The 22,321-nt window shown below is 49.5% G+C and carries 17 protein-coding genes; 15 read left to right on the top strand and 2 right to left on the bottom strand.

Translation table 11 applies throughout. The features are described from left to right. The 13 genes from Q0852_RS19265 to Q0852_RS19205 all read left to right on the top strand — a co-directional run bounded on the left by Q0852_RS19265 (position 1) and on the right by Q0852_RS19205 (position 16,590). Entirely contained in the window at positions 1-2,661 is a 2,661-nt protein-coding gene (locus Q0852_RS19265) for a TraC family protein (RefSeq protein ID WP_299020950.1), read from the top strand. Beyond that, positions 2,658-2,900 (top strand): cold shock domain-containing protein, encoded by a 243-nt coding sequence (locus Q0852_RS19260; RefSeq protein WP_299020948.1) that lies wholly within the window; start codon positions 2,658-2,660, stop codon positions 2,898-2,900. Before Q0852_RS19265 ends, Q0852_RS19260 begins: the two co-directional genes overlap by 4 nt. Next, positions 2,894-3,271: a hypothetical protein gene (locus Q0852_RS19255; protein ID WP_299020946.1), complete on the top strand. Its 378-nt coding sequence runs from the start codon at positions 2,894-2,896 to the stop codon at positions 3,269-3,271. Before Q0852_RS19260 ends, Q0852_RS19255 begins: the two co-directional genes overlap by 7 nt. A gap of 15 nt (positions 3,272-3,286) precedes the next feature. Further along, positions 3,287-5,209, top strand: coding sequence for a Calx-beta domain-containing protein (locus tag Q0852_RS19250; RefSeq protein ID WP_299020944.1), 1,923 nt, complete (start codon positions 3,287-3,289; stop codon positions 5,207-5,209). 2 nt (positions 5,210-5,211) lie between these two features. Next, entirely contained in the window at positions 5,212-5,730 is a 519-nt protein-coding gene (locus tag Q0852_RS19245; protein WP_299020942.1) for a DUF1566 domain-containing protein, read from the top strand. 3 nt (positions 5,731-5,733) lie between these two features. Continuing rightward, complete coding sequence (locus Q0852_RS19240) at positions 5,734-6,135, top strand: hypothetical protein (protein WP_299020939.1); 402 nt, start codon at positions 5,734-5,736, stop codon at positions 6,133-6,135. A gap of 67 nt (positions 6,136-6,202) precedes the next feature. After that, positions 6,203-7,690, top strand: a complete 1,488-nt coding sequence (locus Q0852_RS19235) for a Calx-beta domain-containing protein (protein ID WP_299020936.1) — start codon at positions 6,203-6,205, stop codon at positions 7,688-7,690. A 365-nt stretch (positions 7,691-8,055) separates the two neighbouring features. Further along, complete coding sequence (locus Q0852_RS19230) at positions 8,056-10,446, top strand: Ig-like domain-containing protein (protein ID WP_299020933.1); 2,391 nt, start codon at positions 8,056-8,058, stop codon at positions 10,444-10,446. Positions 10,447-10,707: 261 nt separating this feature from the next. Next, positions 10,708-12,360 (top strand): hypothetical protein, encoded by a 1,653-nt coding sequence (locus Q0852_RS19225; protein WP_299020931.1) that lies wholly within the window; start codon positions 10,708-10,710, stop codon positions 12,358-12,360. Positions 12,361-12,721: 361 nt separating this feature from the next. Then, the gene (locus Q0852_RS19220) at positions 12,722-13,975 is read left to right on the top strand and encodes a ParA family protein (RefSeq protein WP_299020929.1); all 1,254 of its coding nucleotides are present in this window, start codon (positions 12,722-12,724) and stop codon (positions 13,973-13,975) included. Beyond that, a complete protein-coding gene (locus tag Q0852_RS19215) occupies positions 13,975-14,949 on the top strand; it encodes a hypothetical protein (RefSeq protein WP_299020928.1) in 975 nt (324 codons plus the stop codon). Before Q0852_RS19220 ends, Q0852_RS19215 begins: the two co-directional genes overlap by 1 nt. 137 nt (positions 14,950-15,086) lie before the next feature. Then, the gene (locus Q0852_RS19210) at positions 15,087-15,920 is read left to right on the top strand and encodes a hypothetical protein (RefSeq protein WP_299020926.1); all 834 of its coding nucleotides are present in this window, start codon (positions 15,087-15,089) and stop codon (positions 15,918-15,920) included. After that, on the top strand, positions 15,901-16,590 hold the full coding sequence (locus Q0852_RS19205; protein ID WP_299020925.1) for a hypothetical protein: 690 nt from the start codon (positions 15,901-15,903) through the stop codon (positions 16,588-16,590). Before Q0852_RS19210 ends, Q0852_RS19205 begins: the two co-directional genes overlap by 20 nt. A 95-nt stretch (positions 16,591-16,685) precedes the next feature. Here the strand turns inward: Q0852_RS19205 and Q0852_RS19200 are convergent, their stop codons facing one another. Next, positions 16,686-16,862 carry a hypothetical protein gene (locus Q0852_RS19200; protein WP_299020924.1) on the bottom strand — a complete coding sequence of 59 codons (177 nt, stop codon included), beginning with the start codon at positions 16,860-16,862 and terminating at the stop codon, positions 16,686-16,688. A gap of 133 nt (positions 16,863-16,995) precedes the next feature. Continuing rightward, positions 16,996-18,180: a hypothetical protein gene (locus tag Q0852_RS19195; protein ID WP_299020922.1), complete on the bottom strand. Its 1,185-nt coding sequence runs from the start codon at positions 18,178-18,180 to the stop codon at positions 16,996-16,998. An 847-nt stretch (positions 18,181-19,027) separates the two neighbouring features. On the opposite strand from Q0852_RS19195, the gene iscB reads away from it, so the two are divergent. Next, positions 19,028-20,293, top strand: a complete 1,266-nt coding sequence (iscB, locus tag Q0852_RS19190; RefSeq protein WP_299020921.1) for an RNA-guided endonuclease IscB — start codon at positions 19,028-19,030, stop codon at positions 20,291-20,293. Beyond that, a complete protein-coding gene (locus Q0852_RS19185) occupies positions 20,290-22,200 on the top strand; it encodes a putative Ig domain-containing protein (RefSeq protein ID WP_299020918.1) in 1,911 nt (636 codons plus the stop codon). The genes iscB and Q0852_RS19185 overlap by 4 nt, the downstream gene beginning before the upstream one ends. Positions 22,201-22,321 lie beyond the last annotated feature (121 nt).

Below are 22,321 nucleotides of genomic sequence, written 5' to 3'. Positions count from 1 at the left end.
ATGGGATTAGCCAGATTTTTTAAACAGTACCAACACCACAACATCGGCAAGTTGATGCCGGTGATCGGGTTTAACCGCCGCGGCCAGTATTTCGAACTCGACAACAGCTACATCGGTAACATGTACCGGCTTCAGACCGTGGGTGGCACGACCGAAAACATGCAATCGCAGCTCGAAGCCATCTTTAAACAGGAGTGGCCGGAGAATGCCTTTATCCAAGTACTGTTCTGGGCCAATGACGACCTGACCACCTTCAACCAGAATTTTGCGATGCTCCATGGTGACCGCCAGTTTGGGATGGCCAATGAACGCCTGACCGCGATTTCAAAAGGCTTGATCCGCCACTTCGTCGAAGGCTCACAATACGGCCTGGGTGGCACCGATTGCCGGCCGCGAAACTTTGAGTGCTTCCTCTGCGTGAAGATCCCGATCAAAGGCAATCAGGGCAAGCCGACGAAAGATGAATTCAAAAGTTACTGCAACCTGAGAGACGACCTGACCGAAGCGCTAGACAGTGTCGGACTGTTTACTACCTCGCTCGATGAGTGGGAGTGGAAAAAAGTCGTGGAAAAAATGCTTAACCGCAAACAATCATCGACATGGCGCAAGGGCAGAGAAAGTTATAACGCCGCGATGCTGGCACGCGAGCAAGTACAGGAAATTGGTGGGGGGATAGATTTCAGCGAGGAGAGCATTGCCGTTGATGAACAAAAAATTGCCCTCCTCACACCCAAAATCTACCCCAAGGTAATTGGTTTTGGCGACATGCTCAACGTCTTCAATGACTGGCGTTTCGGTCAACAGACGGTCTGGGGCAATTTCATGATTGTTCTCAATATCCACTTTCCCGACAACAGAACATCCCGTGCCCAAATCAAGGCTAAGCGTACCTATATGTCAGCCATGTCAGGCAATAAATTCGTCAACTGGATTGACCGGGTAGCGTGGCAGCGCAAGGACTACAACACGACGTTCGAGAAGCTAGAGCAGAAACGCTCACGCCTGGTCAATGCCTACCTGCAGTTCATGGTGTTTGGCGATGACGATAACGACCTCGACAAGCAAGTATCCAAGTTCAAACAAATTGCCGCTTCCAATGCAGGATTCGAGCTCGAACGTGACAAGTACCTTACCGCCCCACTTTTCTTGCACTCGTTGCCGTTCGGTCCCGAAAAAGAGGCCATGAAGGCGCTGCATCGCTACAACACAATTCCATCGGATGTTGCAGCATTTTTGGCTCCGGTATTTTCCAGCTCGCAAGGCAATGCCCCGCACAAACCGGTGATCCCGTTCGTCACCCGCAACCTCGGCATGTTCGGGTTTAACCCGTTTGAAACCGATGGGTCGATGAATGGGCTGGTGGTCGCTGAGTCCGGCTCAGGTAAATCGGTACTGGTGCAGTACATTGTTACCTGCGTGCTCGGCAGTGGCTTGATCCCCTCACCGGCCATCTGGAATGAACTGTCTCTTACCGAGAAGGAAAAAGCCGATGCGATTGCGCTGGCCAGTGACATCATCAGTGCCAAGCGTGATGGCGGTATGGCTTTCATCATCGACGTCGGCCGCAGCTATTTCAACCTGTGCCAGGCGCTGGGCGGCGAGTTTATCTCCTTTGGCAAGGACATGGACTTTTCGCTCAATCCTTTCCCGTCGGTCGTGGACTTCAACTCGTCTGAAGACCCGCAATCGGGCATGATCCTGGAAATGCTCAAAATCATGGCTGATCCGAGCGGTAACCTGGAAGTGGTGACCTCACGAATGATGGCCGATGTGCTGCAAGAGATGTGGAATGAACACGGCACCGAGTCGAGCGTAACCATCTTCCAGCAGATGTGTATGAAACATGAAGACAAGCGCCTGAAAGATGTCGGCTACGCCCTGAAGCCTTATACCGAAGATGGCATGCACGGGCACCTGTTTACCACCAAGAAAGCCCCGCCGTCGCTCGACAACCCGTTTATTGTCTGTGAACTCGAAGAACTGAAGTCCCAGCCGGAGAACCAGCTCATCGCGCTAATGCAGATCATCAATATCTGCTACCGTCATTTCTTCCTGCAGGATGGGGACAAAGATGTTTCCGAACAGCGACGCAAGGTATTCATCGTCGATGAGTGCTGGTCGTTCCTGTCTGGCAGTGACGATGTGAAAGGCCAGAAAAACCCGGTGGCCACGTTCCTGGAAGCCGCTTTCCGCCGATTCCGTAAGGTAAATGCATCAGCCTGGATCATCACGCAGATGTTGTCTGATGTTTACGGCTCCCAAGTCGGCAAGTCCATTGTCGCCAACTGCGTCTACCGATGTTATCTGTACCAGAAAAAAGACACCATTGAACAGGTCAAGAAAGACCGGTTGCTGGATTTACCGGATCAAGACTTCGAGCTGCTCAAATCCATTCGTACCCGAAAAAACCTGTATTCGGAAATCTATTTTCAGGCTGGTGACGACGTTGCAGAAATTGTCCGTTTCTATGCCCCGGCATCGATGCTGTTGCTCTACTCTACTGACCCCCGTGATAAAGCCGATCTCAAGCACTACACCTCGCAGGGGTACAGCCTCGATGATGCCATCGACAAAGTACTGGAACAACGCCGCCCCAACGACTTCGCCACTGATATGAATGACCTGGACAACGAAGACGAAGAAGAGGAGGCCGCCGCATGATCGGTATCGTCAAATGGTTCGACCGTAACAAAGGCATCGGCTTTGTAAATGAATTCAATCTCGCCACCGAGTCGATCGCCAACAGCTTAGATATTTTTGTCCATTACAACGACATCAACGCGGCCGGTTTTAAAGTTCTGAACCAGGGCGAGTTGGTGCGTTTTGAGCTGGTCACGACAAACAAAGGGCCCCAGGCCCGGTCAGTAAACCGATTCGTAAAGGAAGAAAAGCCATGTTAAAGACCATGCTCTTAGCACTAACACTGGCCAGTCTCAGCGCCACCAGCCATGCCGTCACGCCGTCACAAGGTGATCCGGTAATGAAGGAGATTGAACGCCTTTGCCCTACTTGCGGAGCTGTCGCCACCCGCTTACAGGTGCAGTTCAGCCAAACCTGCCGACTTCCCGCTAACAAGGCGCTACATGCCTTGGCCAGCAGCGAGGCTGGCAGCATGGTTCTGACACTCAACGCCATCGCCCATCCCTATGCCGGTGCCGTCACTTCGTATGCCCTGGACCATGTCAGTTGTGATCTGGGTGTCTGGTCCAACGAAGTCATGGCGTTCACCGAACAGCTGGCCCATACCGATGAATCCACACCTATCGAATAATAAGGACTGCAGACTATGAACAAAACCCTTCTCGCCAGCCTCCTCTCCGTTCTCCTTGCCGGGTGCGGGGGCGGTGAAAGTGACGCCGGCGACACCACTCCCCCTGAACTCCGTTTCGAGACCCGGGTAAGCATAGACGAACCTGCAGAGACTACGACCATCGATATCCCCGTAAAATTCACCAAGGCAGCAGTCAGTGACGGACAGTTCAGCTACAGCATTTCGGCCGAGACCGCCACCAGTGAGGATGTCAAATTGGCTTCTGACGTGGTCACCTTCAAGGCCGGGGACCGCAGTGCCAGTATTCCTATTGTGGTGATGGGCGACCAGCTCGTCGAGGAAGATGAAACTATCGTGGTCACCATTGGGAGCGGACAGAATATCACCCTAGACAACACGACCATGACAGTCACCATCGAAGAGCAGCACGCCCTTCCGGTGCCGACAATGGAAAGCCGGGTAACCGTCAAGGAAAGTGCCAGCGAGCCCAAAGTAAGGGTGCGGTTCGACGGGCAGGCCCCGTTTGACGGCTCGGTCACCGTGGCCATCAGCCATACAGGCACCACCGACAGTGACGTCTCTACCGAGAGCGAAACGATTAATTTCAAGGCAGGCGACAGTGACCTGTATATTTCACTTGTAATTAGCCAGGACGGCCTGTTTGAAACCGATGAGAGCTTTACCCTGTCGCTCACCGACGTGGTCAACCTTGACGCTACAACCCTGCCCAGCACTGATGTGACCATCGAGAACAGCGACGACGAACCGGAAATCGGGTTCCCGGAAGCATCATCATTTGTGGTCCAGGAAGGCGCCAGCCAGGTTCTTACCGTCACCACTTCTATTCCGTCGAGCACCGACATCAGTATCGGCCTGTCTTCTGAAGGGATTGCCAACTACAGCGACTTCAGCGTCTCGGCCGACAACGAGGTAGTGATCCCGGCCGGCGAGGCCGAGGCAACATTTACGGTCACCGTAACCGACGACAATATCCCAGAGGGGGGCGAGTCAGTAACCTTCAGCTTAGATACCGTATCGGTCGGGACATGGGGCAAACACCGCCAGGCCAGTTTGATAATCCCCGGCACCCTGTCACTCAATGACTCCGGGATCACCGATTTCTCCCATACCGGCGGAACATTTGATACCACCCCCCATCCTAACCTGCTGGGCCAGGATGGCGAGACCGGGCGAGATGTCACTACTCCGAGCAACAGTGATGGCCATGCCGGTCGTTCCTATACCAAACTGGACAGTGCCGGCAACGCGCTGAGCGCCGGCAGCAATGATTGGCAGTGTATCCGCGACAATATCACCGGCATCGCCTGGGAGCGAAAAGGGGAGGGGGGTGCCACGTTGCCAGACAGCAGCCTAACCGGCACCAACTTGCGCACGCATCTCAATAGCTACTTCCTGAACACCGCCACCGAAGCATACCCGTATACGGACTCGCACCAGAACTTCAACGCCGCCAATTATCGCTATTACTGGTACAACCGCGACAGCTACACCAACGGCGGGAACAACGGCACCCTGGGGGAGAGCCTCTATTCCAGGTTACCAATCGATAGCAACTGCGCCTTCCCGCATGATCATGACAGCCTGCCAGGCGGCACCTACCCGTACAACAACCAGGCCCGGGAATGTGCGACCGAGACCTACACCGACTACCTGAACGCTATCAGCTATTGCGGCTACCGTAACTGGTCGCTGCCCGACATTGGCGACCTGCGTTCAATCCATATCTACCAGCAGGGTGGGCGGAACATTGGCGCTCCGGCCTTTTTTGATCGCACTGACTCGACAGCCAACTACCTCTCGGCAACCCCGTCACCCACTTCGTCCGGTGCCACCTTCTGCCTCAACGGAGGAACCGGGGAAGTCAAGCTATGTAACAAAAACAGCCCTAACGCGATCCGTGCCAGGGCAGGGGAGTAATTATGAGAAAATCAGGATTTATTCTGCTGGCTGCATTGTCGTTTTCAGCTGGTGCCCAAGTTTGCAATGAGCAAATGGTCAGCTCAACGCACGACAATCAGTATGCCGTTAACAGTGACGGCACTGTAATCGATGCGGTCAACGGATTGGTATGGCAAGCGTGCTCTCTCGGTCAGACCTACACCGACAATGACTGCCAAGGGTCGCCGCTAGAATTTGCCGACTGGCCCGGTGCACTAACTGCCGTCAGATCGTATAACAACGACAACAACAGCAACTACCGTCTTCCCAGTATCATGGAGCTGGACGCTCTGGTCGAACGCAGCTGTGCCCAACCGGCTATCCGCCTTGATGCCTTCCCCTCCACCCCGAATGGTTGGTTCTGGACATCGAGTTACGACGGTCAGGTCAATACCGGCACCGAAGGCCGCATGATCAATTTCAGCGATGGATTGGAGTTTGACGACGGCACCAATTCGCACCGGTATATCCGTCTGGTGAAAAACTTAGGTGAGGATTAAAGGATGAAAGTTTCGGCGGTCACGACTGGGCTAATTACAGGATTGGCCCTACTCGTAATGATCTCAACCTCGGTTGTGCTCTGGCAGCGCTGGCAAGAACTCCAGCAAGTGCAACTAGCTATCAAACAAAGCCGTCACTTTGTCGAATCAGCCTACTCGGGAGCCGACCGCGGGTATGAACATCTTGAGCACTTTGCCTTGCAGCACCTGGGGCTCAATACGGTCACACTGATCTCCCACGATGTCGAAGACGGGCTGGTGAGCACCTTCTGGTCAGTGTCGTTCCGGGATAAGACTAACACTATGGTGTTCGGCCTTGACGGTAACCGTAACTGGATCAATCCCAGGGCACTAACGATGAACATGCAGGAACCGGAGAAATTCGTGGTTAATCATTCCGATTAGCTCCACTAATTAGCCCCGCAACGGTTCAGGGTGCATAAAGTTAGAGAAATTTTTGGAGAGTCTTGCCATGCACCCATTAAATTTCCGCTTTCTGCAAAGGTCGATTGGATCCGTTGCCATACCTGTTGTGCTTTTATCCTCGCATGCACTGGCGATAACTTCCGACATTCAACAGTTACCAGCCCAGAGCTTTCCGCCATTAAACCAGATCATCTATGACGGACAGGGTCAGCCGATCACGGCGATCACCAGCGAGCCTATCTATTCGGTTCAGGGAAACCTGGCGGTCGGGCCGCAGAATGTCATTATCAGCTCCAAGCCGACCTCGACCCTCTCCGTCAATATACAGGGAGAGGCGCTGGCACCGGGTCAGCAAGTAGCCGTTAAAGTAGAGGCAGGAGCAGACGGAAAGCTGGTTATCCCTTTTCATCCGCAGGTTCAGCAGCAAGGGACCTTTGATTACACAGTCCAGATAGCGCAGGTAGCATCAACATTAGACATGATTCCGACCTTACAGTCCGGCAGTGTCAGCCTGGCTGAAGGCAACAGTGGTACACAGGTAGCAGAAGTCACCCTCACGCTCGATATCCATGCCGGACATCCTGTTTCCGTGGACTATATTACCCGAGATGTTTCGGCCCAGTCCCGGGCAGGGGAAGCCAAAAACCTCGCTTACGATGCGTTTGGAAACCCCTTTATTTCAGCCGCGAGCAACCCGCTTGGCGGACGGCTGGTTTTCGACGGAGGCTTCCCTAAATTCTACTCAGCTCACCTGAACAACGCCAGCCACCTACAGCAGCAGTTTGGTTACCTGACTAATGTCTACAACTGGATCCGAGACCCGAACCGTGCAGGTGGGGTATTGCTGCTTGGTGATAGTGTCGGCAGCACGAACTATACCGTCAAAGGTACAAGGCCCAGCGACTTCAAGGCATTCTTTACCCAATGGGCATCAACGGCAGGGACGACGCTTACCATCCGGGACTCCAATGATTTTGGTGGTGTCGGCAACGCCACTGTACCACTGGATTTCCTCGAACAATTTTCGGCCGTGATTGTAATGGGCTCTAACTACAGCTATGGCGCCAGCAGTTTTACGGAGCAGACCAATGACAATTTTGCCGAGTACAGCATAAAAGGCGGCGGCATCATGTTAATCACCGACCATCATGGCTTTCAGTATTCGGTTAACGGTATCGCTGAAAAATTCGGTGCCCGCTTCTATGGCAATGTTAATAGGGCTCCCGTCAGTGTTAGCTACCTAAGAGAAAACTACGGTGACCATCCGCTTTGGAATAATCTGGAGACCATTCATGCCGGTGGCTCAGAGGGGAATATCGACATTACTGGCGTATCGACAACACAGGTCGATTACGAGGCACAAGCAGGCACCGTGGTGTTTGACGAAGGTGAGACCATAAAAACCATACAGGTCACGGTTCTCGGCGATACAATTCGCGAAAACGATGAAACCTTTTCGTTAGAGTTTTCAAACCCAGACAAGCTAAATCTGCCGTCTGAGACAACCACTGTCACCATCAAAAACAACGACTAGTAGTACGGCAGGCTATGCCATAACCCGGCTCATCATTGGTACTCGCACCACCCGAACACCCCCAAAAAACCAAAGTCGTTGTGCGGTAACAACGCTTTATATTCAATAACTTACAAAAATAAGGAAATTAGAGAAAATTACCGATTTTACGAAGCATTATTTGACCGCCTGATAAGCGACCAACTTCCATTGTCTTGCTGGCTTTTTATGGCGTGCAGCCCAGCCATTCTCAAAGTTAGCCGCTACAGCGCGTAAAAAACAAAGGAGAGCAAATTAAGCAGGGAAAATAGCCCAGCTAATTGGGTAGCTATTTTCTCAAACGCTATACAGTTGCGGTAAGAGAAACTGCAACGGAATTCGTAGCCATGCGATTAGGTAGTCTATTACTGCTGTCACTTTTATACTCATCGGGCGCCTATGCCGATATTATCGAGTACCGTTTTACCGATACTCAGAACCTAGACAAAGTCGCAAGCAGCACGCAGCCATACATAAACAATTCCTCTGACATCGAGGTGCTCCTCTCTGCCGGCCTTGACCGTAAAGTGCGCCTCACAGTGACCAAAGATGGCCATCAGGTGTTCACCCAGGCATCCACAATGATCGGCATCGACGACCGAATTGCTGACCAGGCCGGCAAAGAATACTACGCCAAGCTGCTGACCGTACCTCGCCAGTCCGATGGCAGTTATACCTTCAGGCAAGAGATCATCGACAGCACTGGTTCAGTGGTAGGCTCCCAGTCCAAAACAGTTATGGTTGATACAATCCCACCATCAGCCGGGTTACTGAGTTCGCGTTACAATGGCCACTACGGGATGATAACCTCAGGCAGTGAATGGTCCCTGGGCTCAGGTGGCGCCGAAAGAAATGAGTTTATCGTGTCTGGCATCGACGACAGCAGCGGAATTGACTCTGTTTACGCAGTCATTTACCGCGGCGACGGAACGGAACACACCAGAAAGCCAGCGGACTATGATGCCCAAAACCACCAAGGCAGCCGGGGTTGGCAAAGCGGCCTGTTTCCGACAAGCAACCTTGATGAGCTGTTTGAGCTGCAGTTTGAAATCCGTGACAGTGCCGGGAACCTCACACTGACCCCGCGGCAAAAAATCCGATACGACAATTATGTCGGGGCACCGGCGGTCTTTGGGGTATACGACCCCGGTTCGGGAAATGTTCTGGGTCCGGGTCTTGCCGACTTTTTACCATATCGTCCGGGAATGACGGTAAAGACCAATCCGGTCAAGCTAGCCTGGCGACTCCCAAAGAATAATTACCGCAAGTATAATTTTGCCGGCTTAACCCTCGTCAACGGGCTTGGGCAAATCACGACGGCCGGGGAAGACAGCCAATACATCTACCTGACGACGACTTCTCCGTTCGGCAATAATAATGGCAATTATTTTCGCTGGAGTAACCAGCACCAGTGGGGCGGGGCAGGCATTAGCTATAACCTTGTCTTGGCGCCCAACGCACCGGCAACGCCAGTACTCAACGGCGTTGACTACCTTTATTCTGATTTAGGCTGGTCGAGTTTCTATCGCTACATCCTGCAAAACGATGCCTTGCCCCTGACGATCAGCAAGGTACGTTTCAACGTCGAGCCTCGCAGTTATGATCAGGTGGCCACCCATAGCGGTGGTTCCTGTACCATCCCCGCCGGCCAAACCCGCTGCGAATATAACTGGTCAATCACGCTCAACAAGGGGGAGACCGGCTACCTGCATGCGAGCGCAACCCTAAGGAGCAGCGACGGCTCCCTGCTCGCCTCAACCCGCTGGGCCGAAGTCGATTACAACGACAAGTACTATCCGCAGGTCACGACTAATTACGATAATGGCACCAAGATTCTGACAGCCTACATTTTCCAGGAGGGAAGGGGATCTTATTTTGACCGCTTACGGCTGAAGGATGCCTGGGTTATTGATGCCGATACCGGCGAGCGGCTGAATGTCAGTGGCGGACTGCAGGCTAACAACCATAAAGACTATACCTACAGTTGGGATCTCACCACTCTCCACGAAGGCGATTTCAACCTGGCCGTTCGTGCCCAGGAAAACCACGGTCCCCAGACGACCACGAGTAGCTTTCGTTACCTAAATGACAAAACCCCGCCGGTCATTGGCATGTCTGTCAACGGCGGCCCGTTCACTCCCGGGATGCTGGTTAAAGGCCTGGAGAGTATCTTGTTGTCCGTCACAGACGATAGCGAAGCCAGCATTACATCAATCAACCTATCCGGGGGGCCGGCATCAGATGATGTCGAGCTGGCTTGGAACAACCAGGGAGAGCAGTTCGGCTTAGAATATCCAAGGATATTCCCAAGTCAGAAAGGAGAGGGTTATACCCTGACCGTCACCGCCCGCGACAGCTTTGGCCAATCCACAACAGCCCGGTACACCTTTGACTACGAGCCGAACAACCTCTTCACCGTAGACTCGGTAGTCACGCTGCCGGTCTCCACGTTGCTGCGCGACCATAACAACACCCCGCACACCGTGATCCGCTCAAACAATCTCCGTGCCGACGACGGCAGCTATGCCACGGGCGATCAGCGAATTTTTTTCACCGTTCGGTCTGACGCCGCCTTTGGGATCGCCGTAGCCGGCGTCTCTATCAGACAGGGAGAAACCAAGGAAGTGATTGTCAATGTCGATGCCACACAGGGGAAACTGGAATTGCCCGTATATCCCTCAGAAGAAGGGGTGATTGGCGAGGCGGATTTCCTGATGGAGATCCATAGTATCAATTAAGGCCATCACTGCCTCGACTTTCCGTGCACCAGAAATTTCGGTAAGTCATGGGTCTAACTGCAATAGCTCATACACATATAAGGTACTTTACCAGCAAGATTACCATCACCCTGTTCAAGAATGGCTATGCCGGAATACTTAGTTTGGAAGTTACCTGATGACTCATAGTTCGTCTTAACAACGAAGTGAAGATATAACTAGTAGAAACTGACAGTTGGTATACTAAGTAGTAACTCTACCTGAACGGCATCAACCACAAAAATGAAATATGAGATAAAGCCTTATTCTGAGTTTGATGATAAAGAACGAAAATACTTCGACAGCAAGAACCAGATGCTGAAAGACAACAATGTCGAACTGACAATTATCGGCTACATACCTGTCCCAGGAAAAGCCAAAAGTCATTGTGCAGTTGTTTTTGACTGCCCAACTCATGGTGATACAAGTAAATTTGGCAATCCGTACACCCCAATGGTCAGTAACCTTGGAAAACTCCATGATTGTGGCTGCAATAAATGCTCTGGAAAGTACTCCCCCTCAAAAGACGAGGTGCGAGCTGAAATTGCTGAAAATATTCATCCAAACCGTGAGTTTTTAGGCTTTGTTGGAGAGTATAAAAACAGAGCCAGCGAAGTTATGGTTCGTTGCCGACTTTGTGGAGAGGAAAAGCCCACTTCCATCTTATCGGTCATACAAGGTAAGGGCTGCAAGCAATGTGAAACAGTCAATGCCAGCAAGCGAAAAGGGATTACTGGGCGCGAACTAAAACAAGTTCTACAACATCAATATGGACACCTTCCTGATCTTTTCTTCGAAGATATCGGCGATGATGATAAATATCAAAATGATTATCTCATGCAATTCACTTGCAAGCGGCACAAGATTACGGATAAGAAAAAAGTACTTTATTTAAGACAAAATCGATATCGTCGAGGTCCTTGTCCTGAGTGCTGCAGAGAAGCCAAGATCGAACACCAGACTTATAGTTACGAAGAACAATATCAGCGCATTTCAGAAGTACTACAACATTGCCCGTGGCAATTTTCACTGCCAAACGTTGACGAAGGTAACAATAGCCGAGTGGATTTATTTTGCCGGTTCCACAATTATCCCTTTGACGGACGGATTGGTAATATTCTTCAACATAAATTTGGCTGTAAGTATTGCGGCTATGATCGCCATCACTTAAAACAACTGCTTCTGCGCGGTAATTTAGATGCTTTGTATTCCCCCCGGGAGTTTTATAAGATTCATTTAAAAGAAGAGAACGGTAATACCTTTTTCAAATATGGTGTAACTTCCAATGGCGTTTTCGCTCGATATTCACCAAAAAATCTCGCTGAAGACAGACTCGTCATTGTTGGCAAGCCTGAAACATATGATACGACATCGATTACCGCTTTATTAATGGAAGCCTATCTGATGAGTTCTGCCGAGTATAATCGTTACCGTATCGATAAGTCAGACATCATGAAAAAATTAGGTGGCGGTACGGAATGTTTCAGTCAGGACGTTATAGCAAATACTGACTTTGAGACGTTAAGTGATCTGGCCTGGTCTAGCCATAAGTCCATTATTGCTCATATTATGCTAGGGAACGATGACAAGATCATTAAAGCACAAGCCATTATTGACCAATATTGCGATGGCAACACACCAAAGGATAAACCGCTCAAAGTTATTAGGCAGGCCAAATCTCGCAAACTACCAAGCTTTACTCAAGAGGGTTTATTCGAAGCACTTAGGTTGCATGGATTCAAAATGGAAGAGACCGCGAAGGCATATGGGGTATATAGAACTTCCATACGAAGGCGAGCCCACCAATTAGGACTAAAAGAAGTCATCGCTGAAATTCGAAAAAATGTAAAACCAGATGATCGTTATCGGGTTAAGGCTTCCGACTATCTAAACTAACCAGAGATAGGGTGGCTGACTTTGCTTGGCCACTCAATTCTAAGTATCAAACCACGCACAGTCTCCCTTTCTTTGAAGAATCAGACAACTGTATAACGGCATTAATCCTTGTTGTCCATTTACAACCCTACACACACCATGAAGACCTAGCAACGAAACAAAATGGCGTTGTGCGGTAACAACGATTTAAAATCAACATCTTACAAAAATAAGAAAACGACAAAAAAGTGCCACGTTATCCCTCACAGTCAATCAATAACAATAAAATTCCACAATAAAATGCAAAAATCATTGCTCTAACGTGGAAACACCATTATTATCATCGCATTACATATTCTTTAGTTGAGTGGATGGTAAAAAAATGGATGTATTGTTAGCACTGGATGATTGCTCAGAACGCATGCAGAAAGAAGATGTCCGTTTGAAAGACATCATCAATGAAAAATCTCGCATCAATGTAACCGACAGCGAGCTTGATGAAGGCGTAGACCGCCTGCTCTACAACCATTCATTGAACAAGACTAAGATCCGCGAAATCGTCAACCTGTCTACCAAGACGTTCAACAAACGCGTAACTGCACTGGAAGAAGAAGAGGTGATTGGCGAGCCTATCCAGCAAGGTAAGTCATCCCTTTATAACCGCTTTGATGTCCAAGTGATCCTCGACCACCTTGGCCACCGCAAATACCGTGACGACTTCACATCCAGCGCCATCTCCGTCCAGAACCACAAAGGCGGAACAGGCAAGTCCACGACAACCAAATCACTGGCGACAGCCGCAGCACTGGATCTGAACCTCAATGCCCGGGTATGTATCCTTGATCTTGACCCACAGGGTTCAGCCGGTCTTCAGGCACAGCCAAAAGATGACGATGGTATCTACCTGACAATTGCCGATATTGCGCTTCGTAAATACACCCCGTCCTTCAACGAATATGTCGAGAACTACGGTCTGTCAGAAGAGGAAGTCGTGCTGGGGGCGGCATTCAACACGCACCTGCCTAATTTGGACGTGTACTCGGCCTTCCCGGAAGATGAAGTTTTCAGCGACATCTATGCCGAGCTTGACGAAGATGGCAAGGCTGAACTGCTGCAGGAGCTGCGTAACTTTATCCTGCCTATCTTAAAAGAGCATTACGACATTATCTTTATCGATACGCCACCTCAAGATAGCCCAATCTGTTGGTCAGCCCTTGAGGCAGCGGACTTCCTGCTGCTGCCGGTGACACCGCACAAACTGGACTACCTATCGACGAAGAACTTCATCACCTTTATTAAGGACCGTATCCGCCAGCTGCCGAGCGGTGGCGACCAATTGAAGATGTTCAAATGCTTGCGCGTCAACGTGGACTCTAACAGCCCGCAGGTCGAACAGACATCCAACATGATTATCCGTTCGTTTGTCGAACACCTGTGCTCGAATTCCATCAAGCACTCAGAGTTATTCCTTGCCGCGGACAACCTTAACCGCAGCATTTTTGATATCCAGAAAACCGAAGCCCGCGACAACAAATATGCATCTGCGTCTGCTTACGACAATGCAGTGGTATCAACCAGGGCGGTTTACGAAGAAGTCATGGCCAACATCAAGAAAATTTCCGGACGGGCTAACTAATGAATAAACATAAAAAAGCAACCGGCTTCGGTGGTATCAACCGAGGCGCATCAGGTATCAAGCCGCAGGCTAAACCGGTAACGAACAAGATCAAACTGCCATCAGGCCAAGAGATCTCGCTAAGGCTCCACACGTACAAAGGTAGAGAAGAGATCCAAAAGCATGTTCGGGTTGATCCACTCAATATCCGCCGTCCTGAAGAACTGACCCGCGAGAAACTGGCTGACATCTATGACGGTATTGCCAACGGCAACCAGATCACCAATGCCATCGGTTACCAGGGTGAAGACGGTCTGGTATATGTGGTTGATGGTTCCCGCCGGATGACCTGTGCCGATATTGCCGATTCCCCGTTCCGTATCGATGTCAGCGATACCAAAATTGAGCCGAAGGATGCCGAGTTTATCGTCCTTCAGTCAGATAAGCGAAAAGCGTTCAGTTACTTAGACTGGGGCCACCATTTCGCTGGTAAACTAAATGAGTTAAAAGAAGAGAACCCTGATCTGACTCAGAAACAATTTGCTGAAGACGAGGGCGTGGATCCAGCGTTGATGTCACGTTACCTTAACGCGATCACTTTAGATCCTGTTTTCTGGTCGGTGATGGGCAACAATGAGATCAGTGGCCGACTGATGAACCGCATGGTGACATTGAATAACTCGCTGGCGGACAGCCCTGTCGAGGCCCAACAACTTCACGATAAGTACCTGGAGAATATCGGCAGTACCTCTCCGGATGAACTCACGGCCACCGAGCGCTTTGACCTGCTTAACCGCTGTTTCAACCAGCTCAACACAAAAAAGCGCACAATTAGCAAAAAGGTTGAGCCTGAAACGCTGTGGAATGGCAGCACTGCAAAGCAAAAGGTTGAGTGGAAACAGAAAAACAGCAAGAGCGCGGTTATCAACCTTGCAGGCCTGGACGAAGCGCTGCAAGCCAAAATTAAACAGGCCGTTGTCGAGGCCCTGGCCTAAAGGTATGAACGCTGCTCTCGGGCAGCGTTTTTTATCGTTTATCCCACCACCTTGAGGTCATTTTGCTCACCTTATGAAACATAAGTCACTAATTTTATGATAATATAGTCTTTCTTTGACTGTCGGTTAGGGACGACATGTTACACGCTATTTTAAATGGTAAATCAGGCCGGATTGAGACGAATAGCGATGAATCCGTCAGCTGGCGTACCTTATTCAAAGCTCGGGAGGACCTCCTCACCGCGGCTGTATTCGGCCGGTTTTCTTACCTCTCACCATCAATTCAGGCAAACCTGATGTGTCAGATGTTCAATGATGCCAGTTTAGATCTGGGTGAATTTGAAGACATAGACTTTTGGCCAAGCTACCAATTGGAAGATTCCGATAACAAGAGGCGAGTTGAGCCGGATCTAGTGCTTAGGTTTACCTCTGCGACAGTGATTGTCGAAATTAAACCACCAGCAGGTGGGGCGCAGTACTATGATCAATGGTACCGTGAAGTTGCCGCATTTGAAGAAAATGACGACGGCCCGGAAAAATCCCTTTACTTCCTCGCAATTGGAAACATCGATAGGCGGAACAGTAAATCATGGTGCACTGCACTTCTTGAACGTTTTGCTGGGCTAAATGGTGTCGGGACGATCACTTGGAGTGATACGGTCAGCTATATTAATGAGCTAAACAAAAATGAAACGGTTTTAACCTGCCAAAGGGACCGGCGAATCCTGGCAGATATTCTCAAGGCATTAAGTCTCTATGGCCTGAACACTTCTGGTTTCGAATGGTCAGATATTCTTTCTCATAGCCTGCCACGTTTAACCTTAACGTCACTCCCGCCAGCCAAAGAACACCAACCCCAGGGTGGCTCGCCATCAGAGATAAGCGCTATTTTTGACAATCAACTGCCTCATCTCAACCTGTCAATTCTTCAAACCTGGAGCAAAATTAACCATGAAATTGAATCAAACTGATGAGCTTTGTACTCAAATAAGAACCGCTCACCGTCTTCTAGCCGGTTATTACCAGCGGTTGCTGCCAAGCATAGAACAAGCAGCTAAAGAGTTGGGGTTGGACTTCTACTTCTGGCTCCCTCGTGAGTTTAACCGCCCCGGACGACTAACTAGCAACCCATTTGAAGCATGGCAATGGGATATGCTGCCCGGATTATCGACATATTACACCTTCAAAAAAGTTGAGGATGTAAACAAGCTACGTGTAGGTGAATACTTAGTATCGTTTTGGGTAATTTCAGATTCAGGTGTAAGCAGCGAAGCGATGAAGGGAGTTCAGGCCGATGCGCTATCACTACCAACGTCTGTCCAGGATGCAGACTCAATTATCAAGATCGGGATATACACACCATACAAGAATGTAGACCAGAATTGGTTTCATAAAGTCTGGTATCCATGTCCTCACCCTGAATATGTTGGTTTAGATCAGAGCCCCATAGTGAGCGAGGATAAGCAAGGTTACCCAATTGTATCTTGCGGCTTTCAGGTGCCTATTTCGCGAATAATGACCAATGAAGGAATTGAGGAAATTGTTGCTAAAACAGGTTTATTGCGTGACGAAGCATTAAACTTGGCCAGCAAACTCAGCCAAGAGCACGATATTACAAACACAGAGACCAACCTATCATAACGCTGGTATCGGTCAGTGCTACTTAGCAACAATGGCTCCGGAGCATCCGATAAAAGTCAGCTGACAGGCATTGAGTAATACAACATCATATTTTATTAACTTAATGCTTTAGCATCATCGTACGACATAGGTGCCTCTACCGGTGACAGGCATGCATCACAACATGCCGCACCATCTTCATGCACACTGGCGGTTGAGTTGTTATTGCAATAAGGGCAGTCAAAAGCCATAACAACAAAATTTGGGTCTTGGAAAAATTGTATAATTGGCACATCCTTCTTGGAGCCTATCGGGTATACATCCTGTTATACCTAACCTTACATCAGGATTGACAGACAACTTGTATGGGAGCTAAGAAGACACCTGTAAACAGGTTAATACGCAAATGGCACCCAACAAACGCCGTCACCCCGCATTAAGATGATCATAATGTTGGCAACTTTGCTTACCTGACACCGCAATACCCTCCAGGGTGCCCAAGATAGCCTCGTATTTCGCAAGCCGTTCTCGGTCGGCCTTCGGCAGCTCCTTTCCCTCACACTGCCGCTGGGCCTGGTAATCCAACAGGATTTTCGCGCTCTTTCTGGCCCAGTCACCTTCAGCAGCGCTACCTGCCTTAACCCGGGGGCGGGGCGGCAGACGTGGACGGCCAGACTTTTTTATACCCTGTTCGATTTGCTGCCAGTCTGATTTCTTGCCAAAAAAGAGGTTAACTTTGGTGTAACTACGTCCGTTTTTTGATTGTTCATCCTTGGTGATTTGCAACTCATACTCGGTCAACCGATTAATTTCTTCCGGAGCTTTGAAGTTATTTACAAACTGGCTAAGCGTTTTATAGTTAGTGCCCGACAATGTATTACACATATTCAAGTCGAGCTGTAAGTGCCACCCTTTCTCCTTGCCGTTCGCCTCGGCATGCATTCTCAGCATCAGATAAAGCCGAGCCGCAATCGTTGAAAGGGTATTAAGTATGTCTGCAGAGTAAGTCGTAAAAAACTCCCGCAGGAAAAACATATAAACCGCCACTCCTTGGGTGAGCTGGAAGGTAATCTGGTTGGCTGAATAAATTTGCCCTTCCTCAAGATGCTTCTGTCCTTTTGACTTTATGCGTTTTTTGCTCGTAATAGGGCGCTGAACCCCGTTTTTTCTATCGTAGGAATAGAACGTCGCCGACTCAACGATCCGTGTCAGTGTGAGGGAATTGAGATAATTGCAGAAACTGACCGCTTGCTCGATCTCCGCTTCATAGAGCGCTTTAGCATCTTGGGTAAAGATCTGGTAACCGCGGTGCTTGTGAAGATTGTGGGACTTGATGTATTCGGCGGCATTAACAGTGACGGTGAGGTATTTAATCGGGATGGCTTTCTCACCTCTGGCAAAAGCTTCGATGAAGCTATCATTGAGCAACTCGTTGGGGTAGGGATCCAGTTTACGCGTAATAAACTCAACCATTCGCCACTCATTGGGCCGCAAGGTCAGGAAATGGTGAAGGATATCGTTGGAAATTCGATGCTTGTTTGCTAAACGCTCACGATCTGCATGGAACTTTGCATTTGAGAGCAGGGTCTTCAGGGAAATCTCCTTGGCCATACAATCACCACTCTAGTTAACTCCATTTAACGCTGAAATACACCACCCACGCCCTATGTTAATGTATGCATATAAATCAGTACAATCCTTAATAACAAAATTTTCAATTATTGCCCACTTTACTTCGATTTCCCGCATTGCTTCACCTAAGAGCCGGATTCTCAGTCGGATCCAGTGTATTGCCATTGCTCAATTTACTACGTAATACCCTTCATATATTGCTCAAATGACTATTTTTTAATTTCATATATTGCCCAATTCACTTCATTTTATTACTCAAATTACTTCGTTTTATTGCTCATCTAACTAAGCATTTTTGCTCATTCAACTACACTTTATTGCTCAATTTACTACGGACATGGAGGATAATTTGCTGATATAAAAGAAAAAAGGCACACCTATAAAGGAAGAAAGAAAGTAAGTATCAAAGAAAGATCATTAAAAGATCAATGACGCTTCGCTGATTGATCTTCGTTATTTGATTAATCAGCCCAAAACGCCTCACTAATGACCACTGTAAACCTTGAACGTCCTTATAGTTGGTGTATTCCGGAAATAAACGTCGAGGTCAGAGTCAACTACTCGTCCCTAAAGGGAACGAGCTTGTAAAAGCTCTTGTTGACCAGACCACTAACTGAGGATTGAAAATGTTAGTAAACGATAACTTAGATGTAGAAACCCTACCGTGCCGCCTCAGCGGTAGGCTCTTTCGTGGCTCTGTAAACAGCGCTATTGGGTCATGCGCAGTCAACCACATAGCGAAGCTAAGTTATCCGGTCGAGAGGAAGACGGATTTAGGCTGTGCCTCAAGCAGTCCAATACGCACGACTCGAAGGAGGTACGCTATATGTTAGCGTATGTACTTACCAAGCACGGCAAGCCCTTAATGCCCTGCCAGCCAGCCAAAGCACGTAAGCTTCTTAACGCTGGTAAGGCCAAAGTAGTCAGCCGTGTCCCCTTTACAATTAAGCTATTACACGGCTCTAGTGGTTATACACAACACATTGTTGCTGGCATGGACACGGGCAGTAAGCACATTGGCTGTGCTGCTAAAAGTGTCAATGGCGAGGTGCTTTACCAAAGCGAGGTACAGTTGCGAACTGATGTGTCCAAGCAGATGCAGCAACGGGCGATGTACCGTCGTGCAAGACGTGGTCGCAAATGTCGTTACCGCAAGCCACGGTGGGCAAACCGCGCCGCAATACGTAAGGACGGAAGATTAGCACCGTCAGTAAGAAGCAAGCTGGACTCACACCTGCGAGAGAAACACCAAGTGGAATCCATATTACCTGTTGAGCACTGGAAGGTAGAAACGGCCAGCTTTGATATACACAAAATCACCAACCCTGACGTGATGGGCGTTGGTTATCAGCAAGGCGCACAGAAAGATTACTACAACGTTAAAGCCTACGTCCTACACCGTGACGGCTACATGTGTCAAAGTGGTCGCAAAGTGAAGCACAGCACCAAGCTGCATGTACACCACAAGGTTTTTCGGTCTCAAGGTGGTACAGATACGCCAAGCAATCTGAAAACGCTGTGTGAAGACTGCCACAACGACCTCCATGCAGGTAAGTTTGAACTGAAAGGTAAGAAGTCGAAAACAAAACACGCCACCGAGATTGGGATCATCAAATCAAGACTGAAACAGTGCTGGGATTTTGAGGAAACCTTTGGCTACGAAACCAAGTTTAAGCGTGAGCAAGTTTTGGCTTTGCCAAAAACACATTACTACGATGCGTTGGCAATCTGCTGCGAAGACGGTGAGCTTATTCAACCAGCGTCAACCGTGTTTTACAAGCGCCATGTGTCGAACGGTGATTACCAGCAAACCAAAGGAATTCGCTCAGAAAAGCAGATACCAGTTAGAAAGCTATTTGGCCTGAAAAAGCACGACTTTGTGCTAACGCCTCAAGGTAAGGGCTTTGTTAAAGGCAAGCGCAGTACGGGCTACTTTGCCTTAGAGACGATCATGGGCGAGAAGGTACACGCAAGCGCCAATATTAAGAAAAACACAGTACGGCTTGCAGCTCGTACCACAACTTTAACTCAACTTATGGAGGCGGCAATTCCTCTCGGCACTAAAGTACCGAGAGGAATTGCCGAAAAATGATGAAACGTATCGCTGCCACAATTATGCTGCTTTTCAGCTGTGGATCCTTTGCAGCCGAGAAGGTAGACCTGCGAAACTGGTCTCAAATAGGCCTGCCTGACAGTGGGACATGGACTGTCAGCCCAGATGGAAGCAGCGTCTACCAATCAATAAACGGCCATCCGACAGTGTATCTGTCTAATGAAGTGTATGACTACCGGGTGTTCCGCGGCAGTATCGAAGTTAATGCCGGCGCCGGGGATGATGACTACATCGGTTTTATTTTTGGATATTCAGACAACCACTTTTACCTGTTTGACTGGCGAAAAGGGATCAGTGGTGACAACCTACCTGGCTTTGTCTTGTTAGAAGTCAATGGCACACTCGATGATCTCAGAACCCGAGGTTGGGGAGCACACCAAGGCTCGGATATCACCCGAGTCATTGCTGCAGATACAAGCACGAGCAACACCAAAGGTTGGACGCATGGTATCGACTATCCCTTCCAGTTAGAGCTGACGCCGAACAAAGTAAAAATATCCGTCAACAACACCACGATATTTGAGGTAGAAGAATCCTTTACCTCCGGCAACTTCGGTTTCTTTAACTGGAGCCAGGGTCAGGTCACCTACAACTCCATCGAGCAGCTCTATCCACCGAAACCTGATAACAAGACCCTGACAGCCTACCAAGGGCTCTCCTCAACCATCACTGGCACCTACACCGACGAAAACAGCAATGACACCCATACCTGTAAGGTCAATGCTCAACCCTCTACTGGCTATGCTGAATTGGTCCACCCGTGCAGCTTCAGATTTTTCCCGAGCCCTGACCATGATGGTGAGGTGACATTTAGCTATGCCGTAACCGATACTTCCAACCTGACTTCGATAGGAGAGGTAACGGCCGATGTCTACAGTAGCGGCGCTACCCCGTTAGTGCCCGACACGGTACGTGCCGGCAGCCCGGTTTCTATACCGGTACGTCCTGGCGGGCAGGCTCACAAGGCAGCTATCACTGTTCGTGAGCTTCCCAGCTGGCTAAAATTCAATGGCACCCATTTTACCGGCACGCCAACAGCAACCGACATTGGCTACCATACGGTGCAATTTACCAGCTCTTCTAAAGGCTATAGCCACCAGTTTGGCCCGTATACGATAAAGGTACTGCCTCCTCACACTACGGTGAATCAAAGCCAGCAGCTTACCAGCCTGCCTTCTACAACCAGCCTTAAGACCCAGGCCGATAACTTACTGACTTACATCACCCTGCCACCCCTAGTCAGTGACGAGGGTTTTTCTGTCGCAGGGATCCAAGAGGCGGTCTTCAGCCTGGCACAAGATGCCGATGCGCCAGTGATCTTCGATGGTCACACTGTCGCGCCCGGACAAACAGTAACAGTTAACGTGGTGCTGAATAAATCAGGTACGCAATTGCCCGTAGAGATGCCGCTGGCGATGGCCGGAACTGCCGACTTCAGCTTGCACATCGGCCGGCTCCGCAGTCCCGATGATTCACGGCCGCTGGTGCAAATTGCCTGTGGCGATCACGATAGTAGCCATTGCACGCCAAAACTGCAGTTTGACGGCAGGCAAAGCGTTGGCCAGGGAGAGGTACAACTCATGGCCATTAAATCCGGGAAAGTAATCGAAAGCCTGGTGGTAGAGCGGGGTGGAGATATCAGTCAGGCACTAGAGTTGGTCGAAAACCTGCCGAGCGATACTACCTTGGCAGCCAATTTCAATGGGCTGACAGGAACGTCAAACAATATTGTGGCCGCCTTGAAGCAACGCTTCGGGCTAGATGTTACGATTCGTTTTTTTTCAAAAGGAAGTGCAGTCGTCACCATCGAGAACGGGAAGCCGCTGGTATCCAGGTTCAACACCGATTGGAGCTACGGTACTCACTCGACGGTATTCCTACGTTAATAGGATACCAATGCACACACAATTCACACACAATTCACCATGCTTGTCATTACTGAGGGAGCATGACGGGATAAATACCAACCGATTCTGTCATGCTCTTATATTCTAGTTCTCATGTTGC

The organism is uncultured Photobacterium sp., assembly GCF_947502415.1.
Taxonomy (GTDB): domain Bacteria; phylum Pseudomonadota; class Gammaproteobacteria; order Enterobacterales; family Vibrionaceae; genus Photobacterium.
The sequence above is the reverse complement of the archived record's forward strand: the minus strand, read 5'-3'. Positions and strand labels throughout refer to the sequence as shown.

Bases quoted from the DNA above. Each gene is read 5' to 3' on its own strand.
- Q0852_RS19265 (WP_299020950.1), top strand. From the start codon at position 1: ATGGGATTAGCCAGATTTTTTAAACAGTACCAACACCACAACATCGGC.
- Q0852_RS19260 (WP_299020948.1), top strand. From the start codon at position 2,658: ATGATCGGTATCGTCAAATGGTTCGACCGTAACAAAGGCATCGGCTTT.
- Q0852_RS19255 (WP_299020946.1), top strand. From the start codon at position 2,894: ATGTTAAAGACCATGCTCTTAGCACTAACACTGGCCAGTCTCAGCGCC.
- Q0852_RS19250 (WP_299020944.1), top strand. From the start codon at position 3,287: ATGAACAAAACCCTTCTCGCCAGCCTCCTCTCCGTTCTCCTTGCCGGG.
- Q0852_RS19245 (WP_299020942.1), top strand. From the start codon at position 5,212: ATGAGAAAATCAGGATTTATTCTGCTGGCTGCATTGTCGTTTTCAGCT.
- Q0852_RS19240 (WP_299020939.1), top strand. From the start codon at position 5,734: ATGAAAGTTTCGGCGGTCACGACTGGGCTAATTACAGGATTGGCCCTA.
- Q0852_RS19235 (WP_299020936.1), top strand. From the start codon at position 6,203: ATGCACCCATTAAATTTCCGCTTTCTGCAAAGGTCGATTGGATCCGTT.
- Q0852_RS19230 (WP_299020933.1), top strand. From the start codon at position 8,056: ATGCGATTAGGTAGTCTATTACTGCTGTCACTTTTATACTCATCGGGC.
- Q0852_RS19225 (WP_299020931.1), top strand. From the start codon at position 10,708: ATGAAATATGAGATAAAGCCTTATTCTGAGTTTGATGATAAAGAACGA.
- Q0852_RS19220 (WP_299020929.1), top strand. From the start codon at position 12,722: ATGGATGTATTGTTAGCACTGGATGATTGCTCAGAACGCATGCAGAAA.
- Q0852_RS19215 (WP_299020928.1), top strand. From the start codon at position 13,975: ATGAATAAACATAAAAAAGCAACCGGCTTCGGTGGTATCAACCGAGGC.
- Q0852_RS19210 (WP_299020926.1), top strand. From the start codon at position 15,087: ATGTTACACGCTATTTTAAATGGTAAATCAGGCCGGATTGAGACGAAT.
- Q0852_RS19205 (WP_299020925.1), top strand. From the start codon at position 15,901: ATGAAATTGAATCAAACTGATGAGCTTTGTACTCAAATAAGAACCGCT.
- Q0852_RS19195 (WP_299020922.1), bottom strand. From the start codon at position 18,180: ATGGCCAAGGAGATTTCCCTGAAGACCCTGCTCTCAAATGCAAAGTTC.
- iscB (WP_299020921.1), top strand. From the start codon at position 19,028: ATGTTAGCGTATGTACTTACCAAGCACGGCAAGCCCTTAATGCCCTGC.
- Q0852_RS19185 (WP_299020918.1), top strand. From the start codon at position 20,290: ATGATGAAACGTATCGCTGCCACAATTATGCTGCTTTTCAGCTGTGGA.